At 69.4% G+C, this 19,081-nt stretch carries 11 protein-coding genes, 1 tRNA gene and 1 pseudogene; 7 read left to right on the forward strand and 6 right to left on the reverse strand.

Annotated elements, in window-relative coordinates; genetic code table 11:
• Position 1: 1 nt before the first annotated feature.
• Positions 2–247 carry a hypothetical protein gene (locus tag CF165_RS50365; RefSeq protein WP_143268653.1) on the reverse strand — a complete coding sequence of 82 codons (246 nt, stop codon included), beginning with the start codon at positions 245–247 and terminating at the stop codon, positions 2–4.
• A 1,620-nt stretch (positions 248–1,867) separates the two neighbouring features.
• Here CF165_RS50365 and CF165_RS54100 point away from each other — a divergent pair.
• Together CF165_RS54100 and CF165_RS23985 are read left to right on the forward strand one after the other, a co-directional pair.
• Positions 1,868–2,486, forward strand: a pseudogene (locus CF165_RS54100) (IS5 family transposase); the annotation flags it as partial.
• Between the two features lie 298 nt (positions 2,487–2,784).
• Positions 2,785–2,857 (forward strand) — tRNA-Arg (locus tag CF165_RS23985).
• Positions 2,858–3,053: 196 nt separating this feature from the next.
• On the opposite strand, the gene CF165_RS53825 is transcribed toward CF165_RS23985, so the two are convergent.
• A complete protein-coding gene (locus tag CF165_RS53825) occupies positions 3,054–3,665 on the reverse strand; it encodes an endonuclease VII domain-containing protein (protein WP_093949789.1) in 612 nt (203 codons plus the stop codon).
• 179 nt (positions 3,666–3,844) lie between these two features.
• Between CF165_RS53825 and CF165_RS24000 the strand changes: the two genes are divergently transcribed.
• From CF165_RS24000 to CF165_RS24020, 5 genes are all read left to right on the forward strand, one after another.
• Positions 3,845–5,044 carry a TIGR02679 family protein gene (locus tag CF165_RS24000; protein WP_240521755.1) on the forward strand — a complete coding sequence of 400 codons (1,200 nt, stop codon included), beginning with the start codon at positions 3,845–3,847 and terminating at the stop codon, positions 5,042–5,044.
• 80 nt (positions 5,045–5,124) lie between these two features.
• On the forward strand, positions 5,125–6,663 hold the full coding sequence (locus CF165_RS24005) for a TIGR02677 family protein (RefSeq protein ID WP_093949790.1): 1,539 nt from the start codon (positions 5,125–5,127) through the stop codon (positions 6,661–6,663).
• A complete protein-coding gene (locus CF165_RS24010) occupies positions 6,660–7,904 on the forward strand; it encodes a TIGR02678 family protein (RefSeq protein WP_093949791.1) in 1,245 nt (414 codons plus the stop codon). The genes CF165_RS24005 and CF165_RS24010 overlap by 4 nt, the downstream gene beginning before the upstream one ends.
• The gene (locus tag CF165_RS24015; protein WP_093949792.1) at positions 7,901–11,974 is read left to right on the forward strand and encodes a TIGR02680 family protein; all 4,074 of its coding nucleotides are present in this window, start codon (positions 7,901–7,903) and stop codon (positions 11,972–11,974) included. Before CF165_RS24010 ends, CF165_RS24015 begins: the two co-directional genes overlap by 4 nt.
• Positions 11,975–12,134: 160 nt before the next feature.
• Positions 12,135–15,314, forward strand: a complete 3,180-nt coding sequence (locus CF165_RS24020) for a GH92 family glycosyl hydrolase (protein WP_240521756.1) — start codon at positions 12,135–12,137, stop codon at positions 15,312–15,314.
• A gap of 5 nt (positions 15,315–15,319) precedes the next feature.
• Here CF165_RS24020 and CF165_RS51270 read toward each other — a convergent pair whose 3' ends face one another.
• From CF165_RS51270 to CF165_RS24035, 4 genes are all read right to left on the reverse strand, one after another.
• A complete protein-coding gene (locus CF165_RS51270) occupies positions 15,320–15,484 on the reverse strand; it encodes a hypothetical protein (protein WP_158226824.1) in 165 nt (54 codons plus the stop codon).
• A complete protein-coding gene (locus CF165_RS24025) occupies positions 15,481–16,539 on the reverse strand; it encodes a glycosyltransferase family 4 protein (RefSeq protein WP_093949794.1) in 1,059 nt (352 codons plus the stop codon). The genes CF165_RS51270 and CF165_RS24025 overlap by 4 nt, the downstream gene beginning before the upstream one ends.
• 121 nt (positions 16,540–16,660) lie before the next feature.
• Positions 16,661–18,139 carry a serine/threonine-protein kinase gene (locus CF165_RS24030; RefSeq protein WP_093949795.1) on the reverse strand — a complete coding sequence of 493 codons (1,479 nt, stop codon included), beginning with the start codon at positions 18,137–18,139 and terminating at the stop codon, positions 16,661–16,663.
• A gap of 138 nt (positions 18,140–18,277) precedes the next feature.
• Complete coding sequence (locus CF165_RS24035; protein WP_093949796.1) at positions 18,278–19,078, reverse strand: inositol monophosphatase family protein; 801 nt, start codon at positions 19,076–19,078, stop codon at positions 18,278–18,280.
• Positions 19,079–19,081: the final 3 nt, after the last annotated feature.

Here is a 19,081-nt window from a genome sequence, read left to right on the forward strand (position 1 = left end):
GTTAGTTTCGGCGCTTCTTGCCCTTGTCCTTCGTCCGTGAAGCTCGGTTCAGACCGCTCAGCGGGTGAACGTTGGTCGACTTGACCCGCTTGAACACTTCGCCCCACTCCGCGAGCCCCACCGGTCCGGCCACCTCCAGCACGACGAGAAACTGCTCGGCCATGCCGAGCAAGCCCTCGCGTTCATCGAGGTTCTCCAGAGCCAGCGCGCCACGCTCAACCAGCAGCTGAGTCGCAATGGAACCCAACGCCGGATCGCGCGCAGACTGTGCAACACCGCGTCGCCGTCCAGCAAGGAGCCGGCGAGGATGGCGAGCATCATGGACGCCCGGATGCGGAATGGAGACTGGTGGACGGCGTCAAGCAGCAGGGGCAGCGCCGCATTCCGGCCACCGCGAGCGGCCAGCCAACCAGCGACCTCCACCGCGGCCGTCTACTCGGTCAAGTGTTCCGTGACCACGCCCAGCGTGGCGGTGGGAGCAGGGGTGACCAGCTCACCCACCAGTGGCGCGACCCGACCCTCTCGCAGCAGCCACGCCCGGACCGCCCGGATCGCCAGCGGCGTGGTCGAGCGACGGGGCGTCGAGGGCGTCTCGCAGCCCCCTTGGATGTCCGGCGGAAGCTCGAGGTTCTCCGGCGCCAGATCCCTGGCGTACTCCGGATTCGGCTGTCCCCGGTCGGCTCGACCGCGCCGAAACCGGCCAGCGTGCCGAGCAACCGGTGGAACTCACTCACGAACCCCTCCCGCCAGATCTGCTCGATCAACGGTCCGAGATCGACGTAGGTGTTTTCGACGCACGCCAGCCAAGCGCTTTCAACGAGCCTGACGACAGGCATCGGCTCCCGGCATGCTGTCGCATGGTGTTGAGCACCTCCGGCAGGATGAGGTCGAGACTGTGGTCGAAGAGGATGGCGTAACCGGCCACCCAGCCTTTGCTTGACGAGCAGGCCGGTCCCGGGAAGCGCATCGAACACCGCCGTCCACAGCGCGGGAGCGTTCCCCGACCAGGGCGCGGCGAACCAGCTTGCCTTGACCACTCGCACGATCCGCGCACGTTTGGCGAGCTCGAACAGTACGGCGAGGTGCGCAGGTCGGCGCCGGCACGGATGTGCTGGACCTTGCCACCAAGATCCCACTCAAGCATGTCGCCGGTGTCCAGCGACGACACCAGCTCGCGGGCATCGGCGAGTTTGAGGGGTGTCGATAGCGGTCATCGCACGACCGTCACCCACCCACTCGACGACTTCCGCAGCTTGATCACTAGCGCCGAGCGTTTCGCGGCCTCCATCAGTTCCGACTCGGCGGGCAACGACACCGGCAGCTGCGGAAGTGTCCATCCGGTCTGCTCCTCCACATGCCGAGCGGCAATTCCCGCGAGGAGTTCGGCGTCGTAGCTGTGTCGCCCTTCGCCGACGTCGGCGAAGGGAGCGTTGATCGCAGGCCGGTCAGAAGGGTCGACCCGCTCCGGACAGCGGTCACCACCCAGAGTTTGCCCAGGCCGAAATTTCGTTGGCCAACCATCGCGGCCGGGAATTCGGCGGCTGCCTTGGCGACGGCACCTTCGAGGCCGGACAGTCGCTCATCCGCGGGGTCGGCCAACCCGGTTCCGTGGAGGTACCAGAGGAACAGCCGCAGCGTTTCGGGCACGAGCACGGCCTCGGCGGCGGTAACCGACAGGTTGCGGAGCGCGTAGCTCAGCAGGAGGTCATGGACCAATGCCGCGGTCCGTGAACCGAAGCTCGCCGGAACCGGAGCGCGAAGACCACGGCCTACGTGTCGACCTGATCGCCTCGGGCGACAGCCCAGGTGGCGAAGCGCCGAACCAGGAGATCCTAGGGCCTGTCCCCAAAGTAGATGAGGCACCTGGTACGGGCCGTGGAAGACGGTCTACAACCGGTTTTGGCGCTGGTCACGCACCGGCACCCTGTCGGCCTTGGTGGCGCAAGTCCGTGTGGTCGCCGACGCGATCGACGAACTCGACCGCGAGGTCTCGGTCGACTCCAGCATCGTGCGGGCGCATCAGCACGCCGCCGGCGCCCGCCGCATCCCACACAGGGGGAAACCGCGGCGTCCGGCGACCACAGCGAACCAGGTGATCATGCCATCGGCCGGTCCGCGGCGGACCCACCACCAAGATCCATCTCGCCTGCGACGGCCACGGACGGCCCCTGTCGGTGCTCCTGACCGGCGGCAACGTCGACGACTGCACCCAGCTCACCCAAGTCATGACGGGGATCGAGTTCCACCGGCCGGGTCTCGGGCGCCGGGCGACCCGGCCGAACCGGGTGCTGGCGGACAAGGGCTATTCCCGCCGCGCCATCCGCTCCTACCTGCGCCGACGGCACATCCCGGCAACCATCCCCGAACGCCGGGACCAACGAGGCAACCGGCTCAAACAGTTCCGCGCCATCGCCAACCGATTCGACAAGACCGCCACCTCCTACCGAAGTATGATCGACCTCGCCACACTGCTCATCTTGGCTTGAGGACAGGCCCTAGGCCGCTTCGTAGCCTCTGCAGTCGTCCTGGTCGTAGTACGTGCGCACCCCGGGGTCCCGCCCTATCGGCTGCCGAAGACAGTAACGACGGAACCCTGGACCGACCCCGAAGGCCACCCATGGCCCCACTATTGGCGTCAGTTTCACTCGAAAGCGACGCCAGTCCCTCAAGGGATTCATCACTTTGAGCGATGAGCTCTTACTCAAGGTAGCAGCCCTCGCTCCGTTGCCTGCGGCCACTGCCGTCCCCGTACAGCCTGTCGGGTAACCTGTCCGAGGATGGCAAGCCCTCGTAGCTCAGGGGATAGAGCACCGCTCTCCTAAAGCGGGTGTCGCAGGTTCGAATCCTGCCGGGGGCACAAACCCTGGTCGGGGTGATAGCCAAGTGCTTCGCGTCAGGCCCGCCTTGGCTACCCCTCTTGCTTGGGAAACCCGATTTCGGTCGCTCAGCCAGCGCCGCACCGACGTCCTCCCCCACGGCGCCGCGTTCCACGTAGTCCTCTTGCGTTGTGCCGATGCGCTCGTGGCCGAGGTAGTCGGCGATCTCGCGAGCGGTCAGCCCGGCATCATCGAGCACTCCGGCGACGTAGTGCCGGAAGTCGTGCGGCGCAGACCCTTGTACGGCGTCTTCTCGCCCCCTCGCCAATTCGGAATGGCCGCAGGTTCAATGGCACGAGCGAAACGTACATGTTCGCTCGCTGTCGAAGGGGCACAGCCGACCGCCCGCGCGACATCGCGGACACCCGCCGCAGGACTGCTTGCCAAGTAGTTCGTAATATCGGCTCGCAAGTCTCGCGGCGGCCGCGAGACTTGCGGCGTCCGAGCGTGCGCTGCTGCCGGGAACGCGGCCGGTACGGTGTTCGTTCCCCGGTCCATGTAGTCGATGGCTTTCCTGAGACGATCAGGACTGTCTCGAAAGTGTCCAAGGCCGCTGTTGCAGTGGCCGCAAAGGATGCCGCGGATACACGCTCCACATGATCGAATTCCACGGCAGCAAGTGTGATCGTGATCGACCATCCATCCCTTGCTGCCCGGAGAGTCCGTGCCGCAGAGCGCACACTGGTGCCCCTGGTCAGCGAGGATCTGATCCCACGTGCTCTCTGTGATGTTGTAGGTGTGCTTGAGTCGCCGCGCCCTGCTGCTGCCTCGTGGAATGTCGTCGTCCATGGCTCCATCGTCCAACGGATACCGACAGCTCACGACCGTCTCAAGTCACGCCCAGACACCGTCACGCCAAGCAAGATCCCGAACGCCGGTATCCGCGGGCGAGCCCGGCACCGAGGGCATCGCCACCCGAGCCGGAGGGAAGTCGAGCGATGCCGCAGCGCCGGATATGCTGGGGCGTCGTGGAACTGCCGTCCGCCTTGATGCCGCTCTGGCAGGCCGTGCACGCGCGACTGTCGACCGGCTTGCCGGTCAGCCGGGTCAGGGTCGGGCCGCTTGATCTCGACCAGCGGAACGCCATTGCCGACCTGCTCGGCTCCGATCGGCTGCCTGGCGACCACGTCGAAATCGCTCTTGCCAAGCTCGACGAACTCCTGCTGGAACGAACCGGCCGCGACGTACGCTATGTCGTCACGCAACTGGTCGGTCCGATCGGCGACCGCGCTGCCGAGCGTCGCGAAGCCGCCGAACGGCGAGCAGAACTCTGGGACTGGCTCGCCGGCCACCCGGTCGTCGTGGCCCAGCCCGCTTTGACCCACTGGGTCGCCGGTGTCCGGCGGGCCGGGCTCGTCGACGGGTCCGTCGACCGGACGAAGGAAGAACTCGGGAAAGTCCTGAAGGTGCTCGCCGAACTACCAGCCGCCGGGCAGCCGCTGCCTTCGTTCGCGGACGACGTGCTCGGCGACACCCACGCCCTGGACGAGGGCAAACGCTGCGCCAACCTCGTCCTGAAAGCCCTGGTCGCGATCTACGACGTCCCGCCGCCGGCCGACGCCCCCGAGCGCCGGGCCTTGTGGGAACGGGCCGGGATCGCCGATGACCAGCTTTCCTCCACCGTCCTCGCCGCCGGGCTCCGGACCACCGGTGACGACGTCGTCAGCGGCATCCTCGGCCTGTGCGCGGACGCCGGTTTGGCGGCGACGCTGACTTTGCAGCAGCTCCGGGCCACGACGCGGACGGCCGGCGCGCCACCGGAGGTGTGGGTCTTCGAGAACCCCAGCGTGCCCGCCGTGGCGCTCGACCGGTTCGGCGCTCGCTGCCCGCCGCTGGTGTGCACGTCGGGGTGGCCGAGCAGCGCCGGCATCCTCCTGCTCAACCGGCTCCGCGAAGCCGGTTCGACGCTGCACTACCACGGCGACTTCGACGGCGAAGGGCTGAGGATCGCCGCCAACGTCGTGGCGAGGACCGGTGCCGTGCCGTGGCGGATGAGCAGCGCCGACTACCTCGCCGCCGTGGCCGATGGGCCGTTTGTCGGCCGGGTCACCGAGGTGCCATGGGATCCGCAGCTGGCCGGGCATCTCACCGAAGCCGGCACGACGGTTCCCGAGGAGCGGCTGGCAATGGCTCTTCTGGATGAAATCGCCGAGCGGACAACAAGGTGACAAACCGTGGTCACGAAGTCCGGGGTTCAAGAACTGTCGGTGCCCTCCCGTAACGTGGCCGCAGACCATTGGGAGGCAGCATGGATCCGATCCGTGTCCCGCCCGAGATGTTCCGCTTCACCAGCGGGGATCGAGCCGGGCTCGACGTCTCGATCCTGCATGCCTTCGGTGAGGCGAACGAACGGCTCGAGACCGCCTTGGGCCTGGACGACGTGCGAGCCTGGCTTCGTTCGATCGGCTGGCTCGAAGCGGTCGACGACGACGAACTCACCCGACGGCTGAACCAGCTCCACGACTGGAAACTCGTCGACGTGGTCCAGAACCACTCCGAGGATTACCGCACCGCCGGTGAGTACGAACGCCGTAACCTGCAGTACTCCCTGACCCGCCAAGGCGAAGCCGCCTTCGCGGGCGTCGTGCACGCCATGAACGTCCTGGCCGCCACCGGTGCGCTGCAGACCGCAGTCCTCGACGCGATCGCGGACCGGCTCGGTGATCTGGTCCTGGAACTGGAACGGGGGACCAACCGGCGAATCTTCACCGCACTCCTCGAGCTCGAGGCTCACCTCGAAGCGTTGCGCGGCAACACGAAACAGTTCAACGGCGAGCTGCAACGGCTGCTGCGCGTCGATGGCGCCAACCTCACGACGTTCCACGAGGTCAAGGCGAGCACGGTTGCCTACCTCCAGGAATTCCTCACCAACCTCGAGCACCGGGCACACACGATCACGGTCCGCATCCGGCAGGTCGAGGAACACGGCGTCGGCCTGATGCAGGTGCGCGCCTTGGCCGGTGCCGATCTCCCCCAGCTGACGTCCATCGATCCGGGGCCGGCTTGGCTCGAACACCGGCGTGCGAAATGGGCGGGCCTGCGCACCTGGTTCCTGCCCGTCGACGACTCCCGGCCGCGGGTCGAGCAGCTGCACATCGTGGCCCGGAAGGCGATCATCGCCCTGCTCCAGGTGCTCGACCGGATCACGGAGTCGCGGCGGCGGGCGAGCAGCGCCGTCGCCGACTTTCGTGAGCTGGCACGGTGGTTCACGGTGGTTCCCGCCCAGGACGACCTCCACCGGTTGTGGTCGACGGTCTTCGGGCTCAGCTCCGCCCGCCACGCTCACCTGGCTCATCCGGACCCCGAGCTGATCAGTTCGACGTCACCGTGGGCGGCGGCTCCGCCGGTCGAGGTCTCACCGCTGCTCAGGACCAGCGGCCGCACCGAGCGATTCAGCCGCACGGGCAAAGTCCGTGACGTCGCGGCCGTGCGCGCGGCCAGAGCCGAGCAGGCACGGGCGGAGCGTGCGGAACTGGAGGCGGCGTGGGACATGCTCGACACCGGCGGCGCGGTCCGGCTGTCCTCGTTCGGCACGCTCGACCAAGGCGTGTTCGAACGGCTCCTGGATCTGCTGGGGCGTGCGCTGGGCGCCGCCCCCGGCCGCGCCGGCAGCCGGCGGAGCATGACTTCCGACGGCCGGATCGAGATCGTTCTCCGAGCGCCGCGGGACGGCTCGACGGCCACGCTGACCACTCCCCGAGGGCAGTTCCGCGGGCCGGACTACGAGGTCGAGATCCGGACGGCCGGTCAGCGGTCCGAGCGGCGGACCGCCGGAGGCCGCCCGTGAGCAAGCTGAACAACCAGCTGGTGACCGCCGAACGCGACGAGGTCGCGCACGGCATCCGCCGGCTGCTCGCGACCCCGTTGATCATCGAACGCGGTCAGCCGGAGGCGTTCGACCTCGTCAGGCGCCGAAGAGAACCGATCCGGAAGTGGTTCGACTACTACTGCGGCTGGACTCTGACCGTCGAACCGCGGCTCGGCTACGCCCGGCTGGTCAAGGTGCGGACCGTCACGGACCCGACCCGGCCCGCCCGGCGCCTGCGGTCCGGGCGGGCCCCGTTCGACCGCCGCCGCTACGCGCTGCTGTGCGTCGTCGCCGCCGAACTGCTCTCCGTGCCGGTGACCACGATCGGGCTGCTGGCCGATCGGGTCGGCCGCGCGACCTCGGCGGACGACGTCGTGCCGGCTTTCGACACGGCCGCCCGCGGCGAACGCATGGCGTTCGTCGACGTCCTGCGCCTGCTGGAGTCGTACGGTGTGGTCGAGGTCGTCGACGGGACGACCGAGGCCTACGTGGATTCGGCGGAGGCGAAGGTCCTCTACCGAATCGACGCGACGCTGCTGCTCCGGCTCCTGGCCGCGCCCGTCGGGGCTTCGCAGCTGGGCGTGCCGATCGACGACGTGGCGCTGCACTTCGACGAGCTGCTCGCCGCTGTGTCGCGCGAGCGTCGCTACGGTCTTGCGTCCGGCGCTCACGACGAAACCGCGACCAGGTCGGACGTCCAGCGGAACCTGTGGCTCCGGCATTCGGTGTTCCGCCGGCTCGTCGACGATCCCGTGCTCTACTTCGACGACCTCAGCGCCGACGAACGCGCCTACCTCGCCTCGCCGAGCGGGCGGCAGCTGCTACGCCGGGCCGCGGACCAAGCCGGCTTCGTCCTCGAAGAACGCGCCGAAGGAGTTCTTTTCGTCGATGTCGACGGGCTGGCGACCGACAGCCGCTTCCCGGATGACACCGGTAATGCCAAGGTGGCGGCGCTGCTCCTGCTCGAATCCTTGTCCACTCCGTCCACAGTGGAGCAGCTCGAGATCGAAGCGGCGGCCTTGCTCGACCGGTTCCCCCGCTGGGCGAAGTCGTACCGGGACGAAGACGGTCCGCGCCAGCTTGCCGCCGACGCCCTCGGGATCTTGGCGGCGTTCGGGCTGGTTCAGCAGGAAGGCGGCTTGGTCAGGCCGCTGCCGGCCGCGGCCCGCTACGCGGTGCGCGACGCCCGGACCACCGACCCTGGAGAGGCGACGCCATGACGGTGACCGAACTTCCGCGCCATGCCACCGAAGAACCCACGGCACGCCCCGTGCGATGGGTGCCGGCCCGCGCCGGGATTCTCAACGTCTGGCGCTACTACGACGAGGTGTTCGAATTCCACGAAGGGCGCTTGCTGCTGCGCGGGCCCAACGGAAGCGGGAAGTCGAAGGCCCTGGAGTTGCTGCTGCCGTTCCTGTTCGACGCGAGTCTGCGCGCGAACCGGCTCTCGACGTTCGGCACCGGTGAACGCACCATGCACTGGAACCTCATGGGCGAAGGTGCCACCGGCACGACCCGGGTGGGCTACGTCTGGCTCGAGTTCCGCTTCCCCGGCGAGCCGGAGCGGTGGTTCACGTGCGGCGCCCGGTTGCAGGCGAGTTCCCACACGAACACCGTCCACCCGGACTACTTCACCACCAGCCTGCGCATCGGTCCCGACGGGCTCTCCCTCGTCAACGAAGCAGGCCAGCCGCTGACGAAAAGCGTGCTGGAGGAGCGCCTCGGGACGGAAGGTGTCATCCACGGCAACGCGGGCGAGTACCGCGCCGAGGTCCGTACGACGCTGTTCCCGGGGTTGAACGAGCAACGCTTCGACGCGTTGATCATGGCTCTGCTCCAGCTGCGCATGCCGAAGCTGTCGCAGCGGCTGGACCCCAGTCTCCTGTCCAGCCTGCTCTCCCGGGCGTTGCCCCCGTTGGGGCAGCAGGAAATCACCGAGCTCGCCGAAGGCTTCGAACGGCTCGACGCGCAACGAGACCGGCTCAAAGCGCTCGAGGACGAGGTCGCCGCGACCGGGACGCTGGCCGCGCGCCAGCGGACCTATGCGCAGCGCGTCCTGCGGGCCGGCGCCGCGACATTGATTTCGGCGACCACCGAGCTGGACAACCTGGCCAAGGCCGCCCGTGACTCGGCGGAACGCTATGAGGCCACCGCCCTCCGGAAGGAGGAAGCCGAGCGCCGCGCCGAGGAGCTCGCCGGAGAAAGCAGCACCACCGAAGCGCGCAAGACGGGGCTGATGGAAAGTGAGGAATACAAGCAAGGTCAAGAGCTGGACCGCTTGCGCAGCCGGACGGCCGGCGCGAAGGCCGACGCGGAGCGGCTCGGCCGGGATGCGGCGAACAAGCGAGCCGCCGCGGACGAGGATGAGCTGGCCCGGCAGGCGGCCGCCCAGACCGTGGTCCAGCAGGCCGAAGCCGTTCGCGTCCAAGAGCTCGAGACGCGCAACGCCGCTGCTCGGGCCGGCTTGGTCAGCGTGCACGAGGAGGTCGCGGCCCAGCTGGAAGCCGAGACGAATGCTGCCCGCACCTTGCTCACCGCGGCCGTGAGGAGCCGGGAAGGTCAGCTTGAGGCGGTCGGAAAAGCGCTCGACAGCCACGAGCGTGCCGTGGACCGGCGAACGCAGGCGGAAACCGACCTGGAGACGGCCAGGTCCCGGCTTGCCGAGGCCCAGGACCTGCTCACGGCCGCGGTCGCCGAACGCGAAACCGCCTTGACCGCGTTGGGAGACGAACTGCTGGCTTGGGTTGCCGACTGTCGCGAGCTGACCTTCCCCGATCCCGAAAGCCTGCTGGCTCAGCTGGAATCGGAGCCGGCGGTGCTCGCGACGGTCGACGCGATCACAACGCCGATCCTGGAGGACATCACCCGTCAGGAGACGACAGCCGGTTCAGCGCTGGCGGCTGCGCGACGCGAGCGCGCCGATTTGCTCGTCGTTCTCGACCGGCTCCGCACCGAACAAGACTTGCCGCCCGCCGCCCCACCGACCCGGACGGCCGACCGCACCGCCATGACCGGTGCACCACTGTGGCGACTCATCGACTTCGCCGTCGGGACGCCGGCTCGGACGGCAACGGCGGTCGAGGCGGCGCTCGAAGGAAGCGGCCTCCTGGACGCGTGGGTCGGTCCGCGTGGCGAAGTCGACGGCCACGACGTCTTCGCGGATTCCGACGCTCTCCTCCCGGTGGCAGGTCGTTCTCTCGACGAGGTTCTGGTGGCCGAACGGCACTCAGGCGTCGAGCCCGGCACCGTCGAACGGCTGTTGAAGTCGATCGCCTTCGGCGAAGAGCTGCCTGAGGGCACCCCTGCGGCCATCGGTGCCGATGGGTCATGGCGGCTGGGCTCGCTCAGCGGAAGCTGGGAAAAGGAGCAGGCTTCCTACGTCGGCACGCTGGCACGCCAGCGAGCCCGGCAGCGTCGTATCGACGAACTGACGGCCTCGGTCGCCGAATACGACGGCTTGGTGACCTCGCTCGGCGAAGAGCTGACCGCGTTGCGGACGCGTCGCGAGGTAATCGCCCATGAACGTGCGGCACGCCCCCGCCACGACGCGGTGGCAGCTGCCACGGAGACCGTCTTACGCCTTGAATCGGCTCGTGCGGCCGCCGAGCAGTTCGTCCGGGATCGGGTTGCCGAGGTCACCAGGCGCGACCGGGAGGTGGCACGCGCGCTCCACGAACTGACCGGCATCGCTGCCGAGCACAGCGTGCCGACCGATCGCACGGCACTCGGGAACCTCGCCACTGCCATCGCCTCGTACCGGGGCCAGGCCGACGGCTGGTTGGAAGCGCACGCCAGGCTGGTCGGCTTCCGGCAGGTGGCCGCCTCCACCGCCGAACAGGCGCGGCGTTCGGCGGAGATCGCCTCCGAGCGGGGGGAAGACGCCGCGAGAGCAGCCGGAGAACACGAACGCTGGGCTGCCACTCTCGAAGCCGTGGACAGCACTTTCGGCGTCGACTACCGCGAAGTGCTCGGCGAAATCGAGACTTTGCGAACCAAGTTGCGAGAACTCGACGCGGCCCAGCGGGCGATCACGCTCTCGATCAGGGACCTCGCCACGCAGCTGGGTGAGTTCAGGGTTCGCCACGAAACGGACGCCGAAGCCCACACGCTGGCAGCGGCACGCCGCGACGCCGCGGCGCACCGGTTCCGCCGGCTGGCCACCGGTGTCTTCACCGCCGACAGCGGAATCAACGACCGGGCCGCTTTCGATGCCACACTAGCGTCCTCGGACGGCGTCCGCGCCGCACTGGAGGCGGCCCGTCTGGTCGCGGCGGCCTGGCCGGCCGTCCCCCACTCGCCGGCCAACATCGGGGACGCGCTGCACCGGCTTTCCGAGTCCGTCCATTCCTGCCGCGAAACGTTGAAGTCGCGGGCCGACCTCGACCTCGAGACAGACGACGACGTGCAGGTCTTCACCGCGGTGGTCGACGGCATCCGGGTCGGCGCGGCGGAACTGTTGAACATCCTCCGAACGGAAGCCGAACAGAGCCGCCACGAGATCACCGAGCGCGAGCGGCAGCTCTTCGACCAAACCCTCACGGGCGACACCCGGCGGCACCTGGCCGCGCGGATCAGGCAGGCGAACGAGCTCGTCGACGGGATGAACGCACGTCTGGAGCGGGTGCGAACGGCGTCCAAAGTGGCGGTCCGGTTGGTCTGGCAGGTGGCGCCGGACCTGCCGACCGGCACCAAAGCGGCACGCGACCTCCTGCTCAAGGATCCGGCGGGGTTGAACGACTCGGAACGAGAGTCTCTGCACCGGTTCTTCCGGGATCGGATCGAACAGGCCAAGGCGGACGACACCGCGACGAGCTGGGAACAGCAGCTCGCCCAGGTCTTCGACTACACGGCATGGCACCAGTTCGTCGTCAAGGTCGATCGCGCCAACGGCGAAGGCTGGAAGCTGCTGACCCGCAAGCTGCACGGTGCCCTGTCGGGTGGGGAAAAGGCGATCGCGCTGCACCTGCCGTTGTTCGCCGCCGTGGCCGCGCACTACCAGGCTGCCCCGGAGGCCCCTCGCGTCATCCTGCTCGACGAGGTCTTCGTCGGGGTCGACACCACCAACCGCGGGCAGGTGTTCGCCCTGCTGTCGGCCCTCGACCTCGACCTGATGCTGACGTCCGACCACGAGTGGTGCGTGTACTCGGAGCTGAGCGGCATCGGCATCCATCAGCTGATCACCGGCTCCGATGGCGACGATGCCGTGACGACGGCTCGCTTCACCTGGGACGGCCATGAACTGCTGACGGCTGACCAGCCGACCGGGGAACCACCTGTGGCTTGTCCTTGACAACGGCTTGACCTGGTTGACGCCTTCTCAAATGCAGGCCGATGTGAAAAGCTTTGACCAGTCAGCTTCTGACAACGTTGTCACCTGGGAGGTGCGTCCCATGGGGTCGCAGAGCAGACGGCTCGTCGCTGCCGCCGTCGCTGGACTTGCCGTTGCCGCCATGACTCAAGCCACCGCGCACGCCGCCACGGCGGTCGATCCGGTTAGCCTCGTCAACCCCTTCGTCGGCACGCAGAACTTCGGCAACACCTTTCCCGGGGCCAGTGCGCCCTTCGGGATGGTGCAGGTCAGCCCCGATACCGGTGGCCAAGGCGGCTACGACTACCAGCAGAACGCGATCTACGGCTTCAGCCAGACGCACCTGTCCGGTGTCGGCTGCGGGGTGATGGGTGAGCTGCCGATCATGCCCACCACCGGCGCCGTGGACAACGTTGACAAGGATGCCTACAAGTCCGCGTACAGCCACGATGACGAGCACGCCGAGCCCGGCTACTACCGCGTTGGCCTCAAGAAATACGGGGTGAACGCCGAACTGACCGCCACCGCGCGTACCGGGTGGCAGCGCTACACCTTCCCGGCGACCGGGCAGGCGAACGTCTTGTTCAACACCGGCCAGGCCAACCAGTCCGTCAAGGACTCCGAGATCCACGTCGTCGGCGACCGGGCGCTCGAAGGGCGTGTCCGCGCCGGTGGGTTCTGTGCCGGGCACGATGAGCACACCGTCTACTTCACCGCCACCTTCGACCGGCCGTTCAGCTCCTTCGGGACCTGGCGCGGGCTGACGCGCACCGAAGGCAGCCGCGACGCCTCGGGCAGCGGGGGCAATGGCGCTTGGGCCAGCTTCGACGCCACCACCGACCACGACGTCGTCCTCAAGGTCGGGCTTTCCTACACCGGGCTCGACGGCGCCCGGAAGAACCTGGCGGCTGAAACCAAGGACTACGACTTCGACGCCACGAAGACCGCGCTGCACCAGCAGTGGGTGGACCGGCTCGGCGCCGTCAAGATCGCCGGTGGCACCACCGAGCGGCAGACCGCCTTCTATACCGCGCTCTACCACGCGCAGCTGCACCCGAACCTCGCCGGCGACACCGACGGCGCGTACACCGGCTTCGACGGCAAAGTACACACCGCCGGTGGCTACACGCCCTACCAGAACTTCTCGCTGTGGGACACCTACCGGCCGCAGAACCAGCTCCTCGAGATGCTGGAACCGCAGGTCGCGCGGGACGTCGCGCTGTCGGTCGTAGCCATCGGGCGCGACGGTGGATGGCTTCCGCGGTGGGCGCTGGCCGAGAGTGAAACCAACATCATGACCGGCGATCCCGTGACGCCGTTCCTCGTCGAGGCGTGGTCGAAGGGCCTGCTCGCCGGGCACGAAGAAGAGGCATACGCGCTGCTGAAGAAGAACGCCACCAGCACGCCGCCCGCCGATTCGCCCTACAACGGCCGCTCCGGCGTCGGCTACTACAACGAGCGTGGGTACATCCCGAGCGGGCTGGAACTCGGCAAGGACTGTGCGGCCAAGGGCGGCGACAACGACTGCGAGCACCCGGCGTCGGCGACCATGGAGTACTCGGCGGCCGACGCGGCGCTCGCGCTGATGGCGCGCGGTCTGGGCCACCAGGCCGACGCGCGGATGTTCGCCGACCGCGGCCAGTGGTACCGCAACCTCTGGGACTCCTCGATCCAGCAGTTCCGCCCTCGCACCACCGAGGGCACCTTCGTCACGCCGTACAACCCCGTCGACGCCGGCCACCAGTTCCACGAAGGCGGCGCCTACCAGTACCAGTGGCTCGCGCCGCAGGACCCGGCCGGGCTCGTCTCCCTGATGGGCGGCCGGACCGCGACCGAGAAGCGGCTTGATTCCTTCTTCGCGTACGACCACCTGCTGAAGGACCCGGCCGGCACCGCGCGGAAGGACTGGATCGCCAGCCCGTACGACTACTACGGCAAGGCGACCTACAACCCGAACAACGAGCCCGACCTGCTCGCGCCCTACACGTACAACTGGGTCGGCGCGCCGGCGAAGACCGCGACCGTCGTCCGCGCGGCGATGACGCTGTTCACCACCGGGCCCGACGGCATGACCGGCAACGACGACCTCGGCACGATGTCCGCCTGGTACGTCTTCTCCTCGCTCGGGCTCTACCCGACGATGAGCGGCGCGAACTTCCTCGCGCTGTCGAGCCCGCAGTTCGAGTCGGCGACCGTCCGGATCGGACAGTACGGCACCGCGCAGGGCGGGACGCTGACCGTGTCGGCGCCGGGCGCTAGCGACGCGAACCGGTACATCCAGAGCGTGTCCCTCAACGGCCGCGCCGTCCGGCAGACGTCCCTCGACTGGGCCGCCCTCGCCCACGGCGGGTCGCTGAACCACAAGCTCGGGTCGAAGCCGTCCCAGTGGGGTACTTCAGCCGCCGCGGCGCCGCCGTCGGTGAACAACGCCGTCGGTGATCTGCGACGGCACGTCGACGCATCGCTGCGGCAGACCTCCGTGGTGATCCCCGCCGGTGGGGCCCAGCAGGTTCACCTCGACCTCGACGTCCTCGCGCAGAACCCGGCGCTGCAGCCGGTCACGGTTTCCGTCTCCGCTCCGGGATGGAAGGCCCGGGTGCAGCCGTTCGACCTGGTCTGGTCCGGGCGGCTGCCGGTGCAGAAGACGGTGCCGATCACGGTCACCGTGCCCGCGGGCACGGCGCTCGGGACGTACCCGGTGCAGGTCACGGTGTCCGGGCTGGGCGCGAACACCGTGACGCGATCGGCGACGGTCGAGGTCCGGACGCCCTCGGCGTGCGTGGGCTCGGGGACGCAGTGCGCGGTCGACCTGAGCCGCGACCGCAACCACGACGGCACGGCCACGGTGACGGCGTCGTCGGAAGGCAACTTCGACGGCGGCGGCTGGAGCTACGACGCCGCACTGCTCCCGGCGGCCGGCCCGGTGGTCTGGGACGGCGTCACGTACGCGGCCCCGGACGCTTCGGGGACTTCACCCAACTTCGTGGAGGCCCGCGGCCAGTCGCTGCTGCTCCCGGCCGGGCAGCACACGGCGTTGAAGCTGGTCGGAGCATCGCACAACGGGCCGGTGTCGACGACGCTGACCGCGCACTACACCGACGGCACGAGCGCGGACCTGGCCGTGACGTTCGGCGACTGGGCGGGATCCGGCAGTCCGGTGGTGCTCGAGATGCCGCACCGGATCAAGGCGGGCAGCGGGGTCGACGGGCCGCCGGTCCGGTTGTTCGGGATCCCGGCCGCGGTGGACGGCGGGAAGACGCTTCAGTCGGTGAGCCTGCCGAACGACCCGCGGGTGGAGATCTACGCGCTCACCTTGGCGTAACGTCGTCAGCCGCGGACTCCGGGCGCCTGCGGCGGACGATCCAGCTTGCGGAACTCGACCCACTGCCGGCTGGCGTCCGCCCAGGTCACCTGGTGTTGGTCGAAGAACGCCTGGAGCCGGTCGCGGCTCAACTCGTCCGTCGGTTTTGCGACGAGGTAGTAGGCCGTCAAGCGACGATCCGGGGTTCGGACGCCAGCCTCGACAGGACGAACGTCAGCCGCCTCGCCGCGACGTCCCACTCCTCCAGCGCGCTGCCGCGGCCCAGCGCCGCCGTGCGCAGTGAGCGGCGCAGCTCCGGGTCGGCGTACCAGCGGTGCAGCGCGTCGGCGAGCGCGAACGGGTCGTCCGGCTCGACCAGCAGGCCCGGCATCTCGCCGTCGGCGTCGACGCCCAGCGCGTCGTACACCCCGCCCACCTCGGCGGCCAGCACCGGGATGCCCCTGGCCAGCGCCTGGGCGACGAACATGCCGGACGTCGCCGCGCGCGCCGGGATGACCAGCAGGTCCGCCGCGTTGTAGGCCGCGCCGAGGTCGACCGAGTCGCCGGCCAGCGTGATGCGGTTGCCGAGGCCGAGGCGCTCGATCGACCAGCCGAGCTCCTCGACGTACGCCGGGTCCGCCTCGAGCGAGCCGGCGAAGACGCACGACAGCGCGAGGTGGTCGACCTCGCCGAGGGCCTGGACCAGCAGGTCGTGGCCGTTGCGGCGGGTGACGTCGCCGACACACAGCAGCCGGGACACGCCGTCCGCGCCCGCCGCCAGTGGCGCCGCGTCAGTGCCCGGCTTGGCGACGTACACCCGGCTCGGGTCGAGGTCGTGGCGGTCGATCAGCAGGCGGGCCAGCCACGGGCTGGTCGCGACGACCATCCCGGCCATCCGCAGCGTCTCGCGCTCGCAGGCGTCCAGCTCCGCGGCGTGCGCCGGGGCGAGTCCCGGCTCGTCGGCGAGGGGCTGGTGCACCAGCACGGCCAGGCGCAGCCGCCGCGCGTGCGGGACGACGATCTCGGGCACGCCCGACGCGATCATGCCGTCGAGCAGCACCACGGTCCGGTCGGGTAGCGCGGCGAGCGACCGCGCCAGGCGCCGCCTCGACGCCGCGTCCGGCTCCGGCCAGGCGCCGGCGATCGGCAGCTCCAGCACCGGCTGGCCGACGGCGGGCAGGTTCTGGCACATCCGCTTGTCGTAGGTGTCGCTGCCCGGCGGCGCGGCCGGGAGGATGAACACCATCGGGTCGGCGGCTCTCATCGCGCGCGCCGGGGCAGGTCTGTGGGTACGGACACGGCAACCTCCAGCGTGGGTCGACGGCGGTGACGGCTCATACGTCACACGCACCCCAAGCCGGGACGGTTCAGCTCTGCGCGTCAATCTTCCAGACGCCGCCGTCCTGGACCAACGTGAAGGTGTTCAGGTCGGTCTTGGTGCCCCCGCTCTTGTTCACGTAGGAGATCCGGGCGGTCACCCGGCCGGGGCCGTTCTCCGAGACGATCGAGGCGCTGACCTTGCTGTACGTGCTCCAGAACCCCTCGTAGGTCGCGAGGGTCTGGTGCTTGGACGCCTTGAAGCGATCCGTCAGCAGGTTCCACGCCTGGTTGAGGTTGCCCGGGAGCAGCGAGTAGTAGGCGGTGAGGGCGTCGGCCGGCGTCTTCGACGAGGCCACGGTCGAAATCGTCGGCGAGGTGGGCGGCGGAGCCGAGGTCGCCGACGTCGGCGCGGACGGCGGCGTCGAGGGCGCCGCCGAAGGAGTCTCCGACGCCGAGGTGGACGGCGACGCGACCGGCGGAGCGGCGGTGTCCTGCGGCGGCTTCTGCCGCACGACCAGCAGGATCGCCACGACGACCGCGACGCACAGCAGCGCCGCGCCCGCCCCGACGGCGATCAGGCCCTTGCGCGCGCCCGGCGACACCGCGGTGACCTCGCCCGCGGGCACGGCGACCGCGGCGGGCACGGTCGGCACCGACGCCGGCTCGGTCTCCGGGACCGTCGCGGCGAGCACCGACTCACCGGGCTCCGCGTCGGGCAGCAACGCCCGCAGCTCCTGCTCGACCTCGTCCATCGAGGGACGCTCGGCCGGCTCGGCGGCGAGCATCCGCACCAGCAGCGGCGTCAGCCGGCCCGCCTTCTCCGGCGGGATGATCTCGCCGCTGGAGGCCTTGTAGAGCAAAGCGATCGCGTTGTCGGCCGTGCCGTAGGGCGCCTGGCCCTCGACGGCGGCGTACAGCGTGGCGCCGAGCGAGAAGACGTCGGCGGCGAAGTCGGCGTCTTCGCCGCGGGCCACCTCGGGCGCGAGGTACGCGGGCGTGCCGGCGATCTCGCCGGTGGCCGTCAGCTTGACGTCACCGATCGCGCGGGAGATGCCGAAGTCGGTGATCTTCGCCGTGCCGTCCTCGGAAACGAGGATGTTGGCCGGCTTCACGTCGCGGTGCACGACCCCGGCCCGGTGCGCGCCCGCCAGCGCCGAGCTGATCTGCACGCCGACGCGGATGGCGTCGTCCACCGTGGCGGGCCCGTCGACGAGCGTGGCCGCCAAGCTCTTCGACGGCAGGTACTCCATCACGAGCCACGGGCGGTCCTCCTCTTCGAGGACGGCGAACACGGTGATCGCGTGGGAATGCTGCAGCCGGGCGGCGATCCGCGCCTCGCGCATCGCACGGTTCTTCGCCTCTTCGGTGCGTTGCTCGTCGTGGTCGTGCGGCAGCAGGAGTTCCTTGATCGCCACGGTGCGGTCGAGCTTTTCGTCCTGGGCCCGCCACACCGTGCCCATCGCGCCGCCGCCGATCGGCTCGAGCAGCCGGTACCGATCGCGGATCCGGCGACTTTCCACGAGCATCCACCATTCTTCGAAGTGGCCGACGAGATCCGGTCAGCATGCCAGGCTGAGCCGCCGACCGGTACCAACGTAGCCGAAAACCTAGGGCGGACAGCGCAAACCAGCGCTGTGGCGCCGCTTACGGTGTACCCCGGAATCCTAACGAACAACCCCATACGCGCGATCAAGTGCGTCCACGATCTCCTTGCGCAGCCCGGCGCCGACGGCGATCGTGGCCGCGGAACCGACCGTGTGCTCGCTGCCGTCGCGGTCGACGACGGCGCCGCCGGCCTCGCGCACGAGCAGCACACCGGCCATGGTGTCCCACGGGTTGTTGGACAAGATCAGTGCGGCGTCGAGCTTTCCGTCCGCGACCCAGGCGAGGTCGATCGCCGCCGTGCCGAGCATCCTGATCTTCTGCGCCCGCGCGCCGAGGTCGGACAGCAGCGTCAGCCGGGCGCGGTTCTTCTCCTCGGCGAGCTCGCCGATCGCGAAGTCGCCGACCGCGATCATGGCGTCCGAGATGTCCGTCGCGGCCGACGCGCGGATCCGCTCTCCGTCGGCGAAGGCGCCTTCGCCACGCGCCGCCGTGTACGTGACGCCGAGGTACGGCAGCGCGATCGCGGCGACCGTGCTGTGCTCGCCGTCCACCAGGGCCAGGGAAATACCGCAGAGCGGAATTCCGCGCGCGAAGTTCGCCGTGCCGTCGATCGGGTCGAGGGCCCACCAGCGGCCGCCGGTCCGTCCGCTGCGGCCGCGCTCCTCGCCGAGGATGCCGATCTCGGGCGTCTCCGCGGCGAGAAGCTCCCGCAGCGCGTCCTCGACCGCGGTGTCGACGTCGGTCACCAGGTCGCGATCGCCTTTCGCGGAAACCGAAAAACTCGGGCGCGACCTGACGATCTCCGTCGCCTTGGCCACGGCTTCGCGCGCGACGTCCAGTAGTGCGGCATGCTCGGTCATGCC

It is taken from the genome of Amycolatopsis vastitatis (assembly GCF_002234595.1).
Lineage (GTDB): Bacteria > Actinomycetota > Actinomycetes > Mycobacteriales > Pseudonocardiaceae > Amycolatopsis > Amycolatopsis vastitatis.

Excerpts from the sequence above, each read along its gene's own strand:
- CF165_RS53825 (WP_093949789.1), bottom strand. The coding sequence starts at position 3,665 with ATGGACGACGACATTCCACGAGGCAGCAGCAGGGCGCGGCGACTCAAG.
- CF165_RS24030 (WP_093949795.1), bottom strand. The coding sequence starts at position 18,139 with ATGCTCGTGGAAAGTCGCCGGATCCGCGATCGGTACCGGCTGCTCGAG.
- CF165_RS24015 (WP_093949792.1), top strand. The coding sequence starts at position 7,901 with ATGACGGTGACCGAACTTCCGCGCCATGCCACCGAAGAACCCACGGCA.
- CF165_RS24005 (WP_093949790.1), top strand. The coding sequence starts at position 5,125 with ATGGATCCGATCCGTGTCCCGCCCGAGATGTTCCGCTTCACCAGCGGG.
- CF165_RS24025 (WP_093949794.1), bottom strand. The coding sequence starts at position 16,539 with ATGGTGTTCATCCTCCCGGCCGCGCCGCCGGGCAGCGACACCTACGAC.
- CF165_RS24035 (WP_093949796.1), bottom strand. The coding sequence starts at position 19,078 with ATGACCGAGCATGCCGCACTACTGGACGTCGCGCGCGAAGCCGTGGCC.
- CF165_RS24020 (WP_240521756.1), top strand. The coding sequence starts at position 12,135 with ATGACTCAAGCCACCGCGCACGCCGCCACGGCGGTCGATCCGGTTAGC.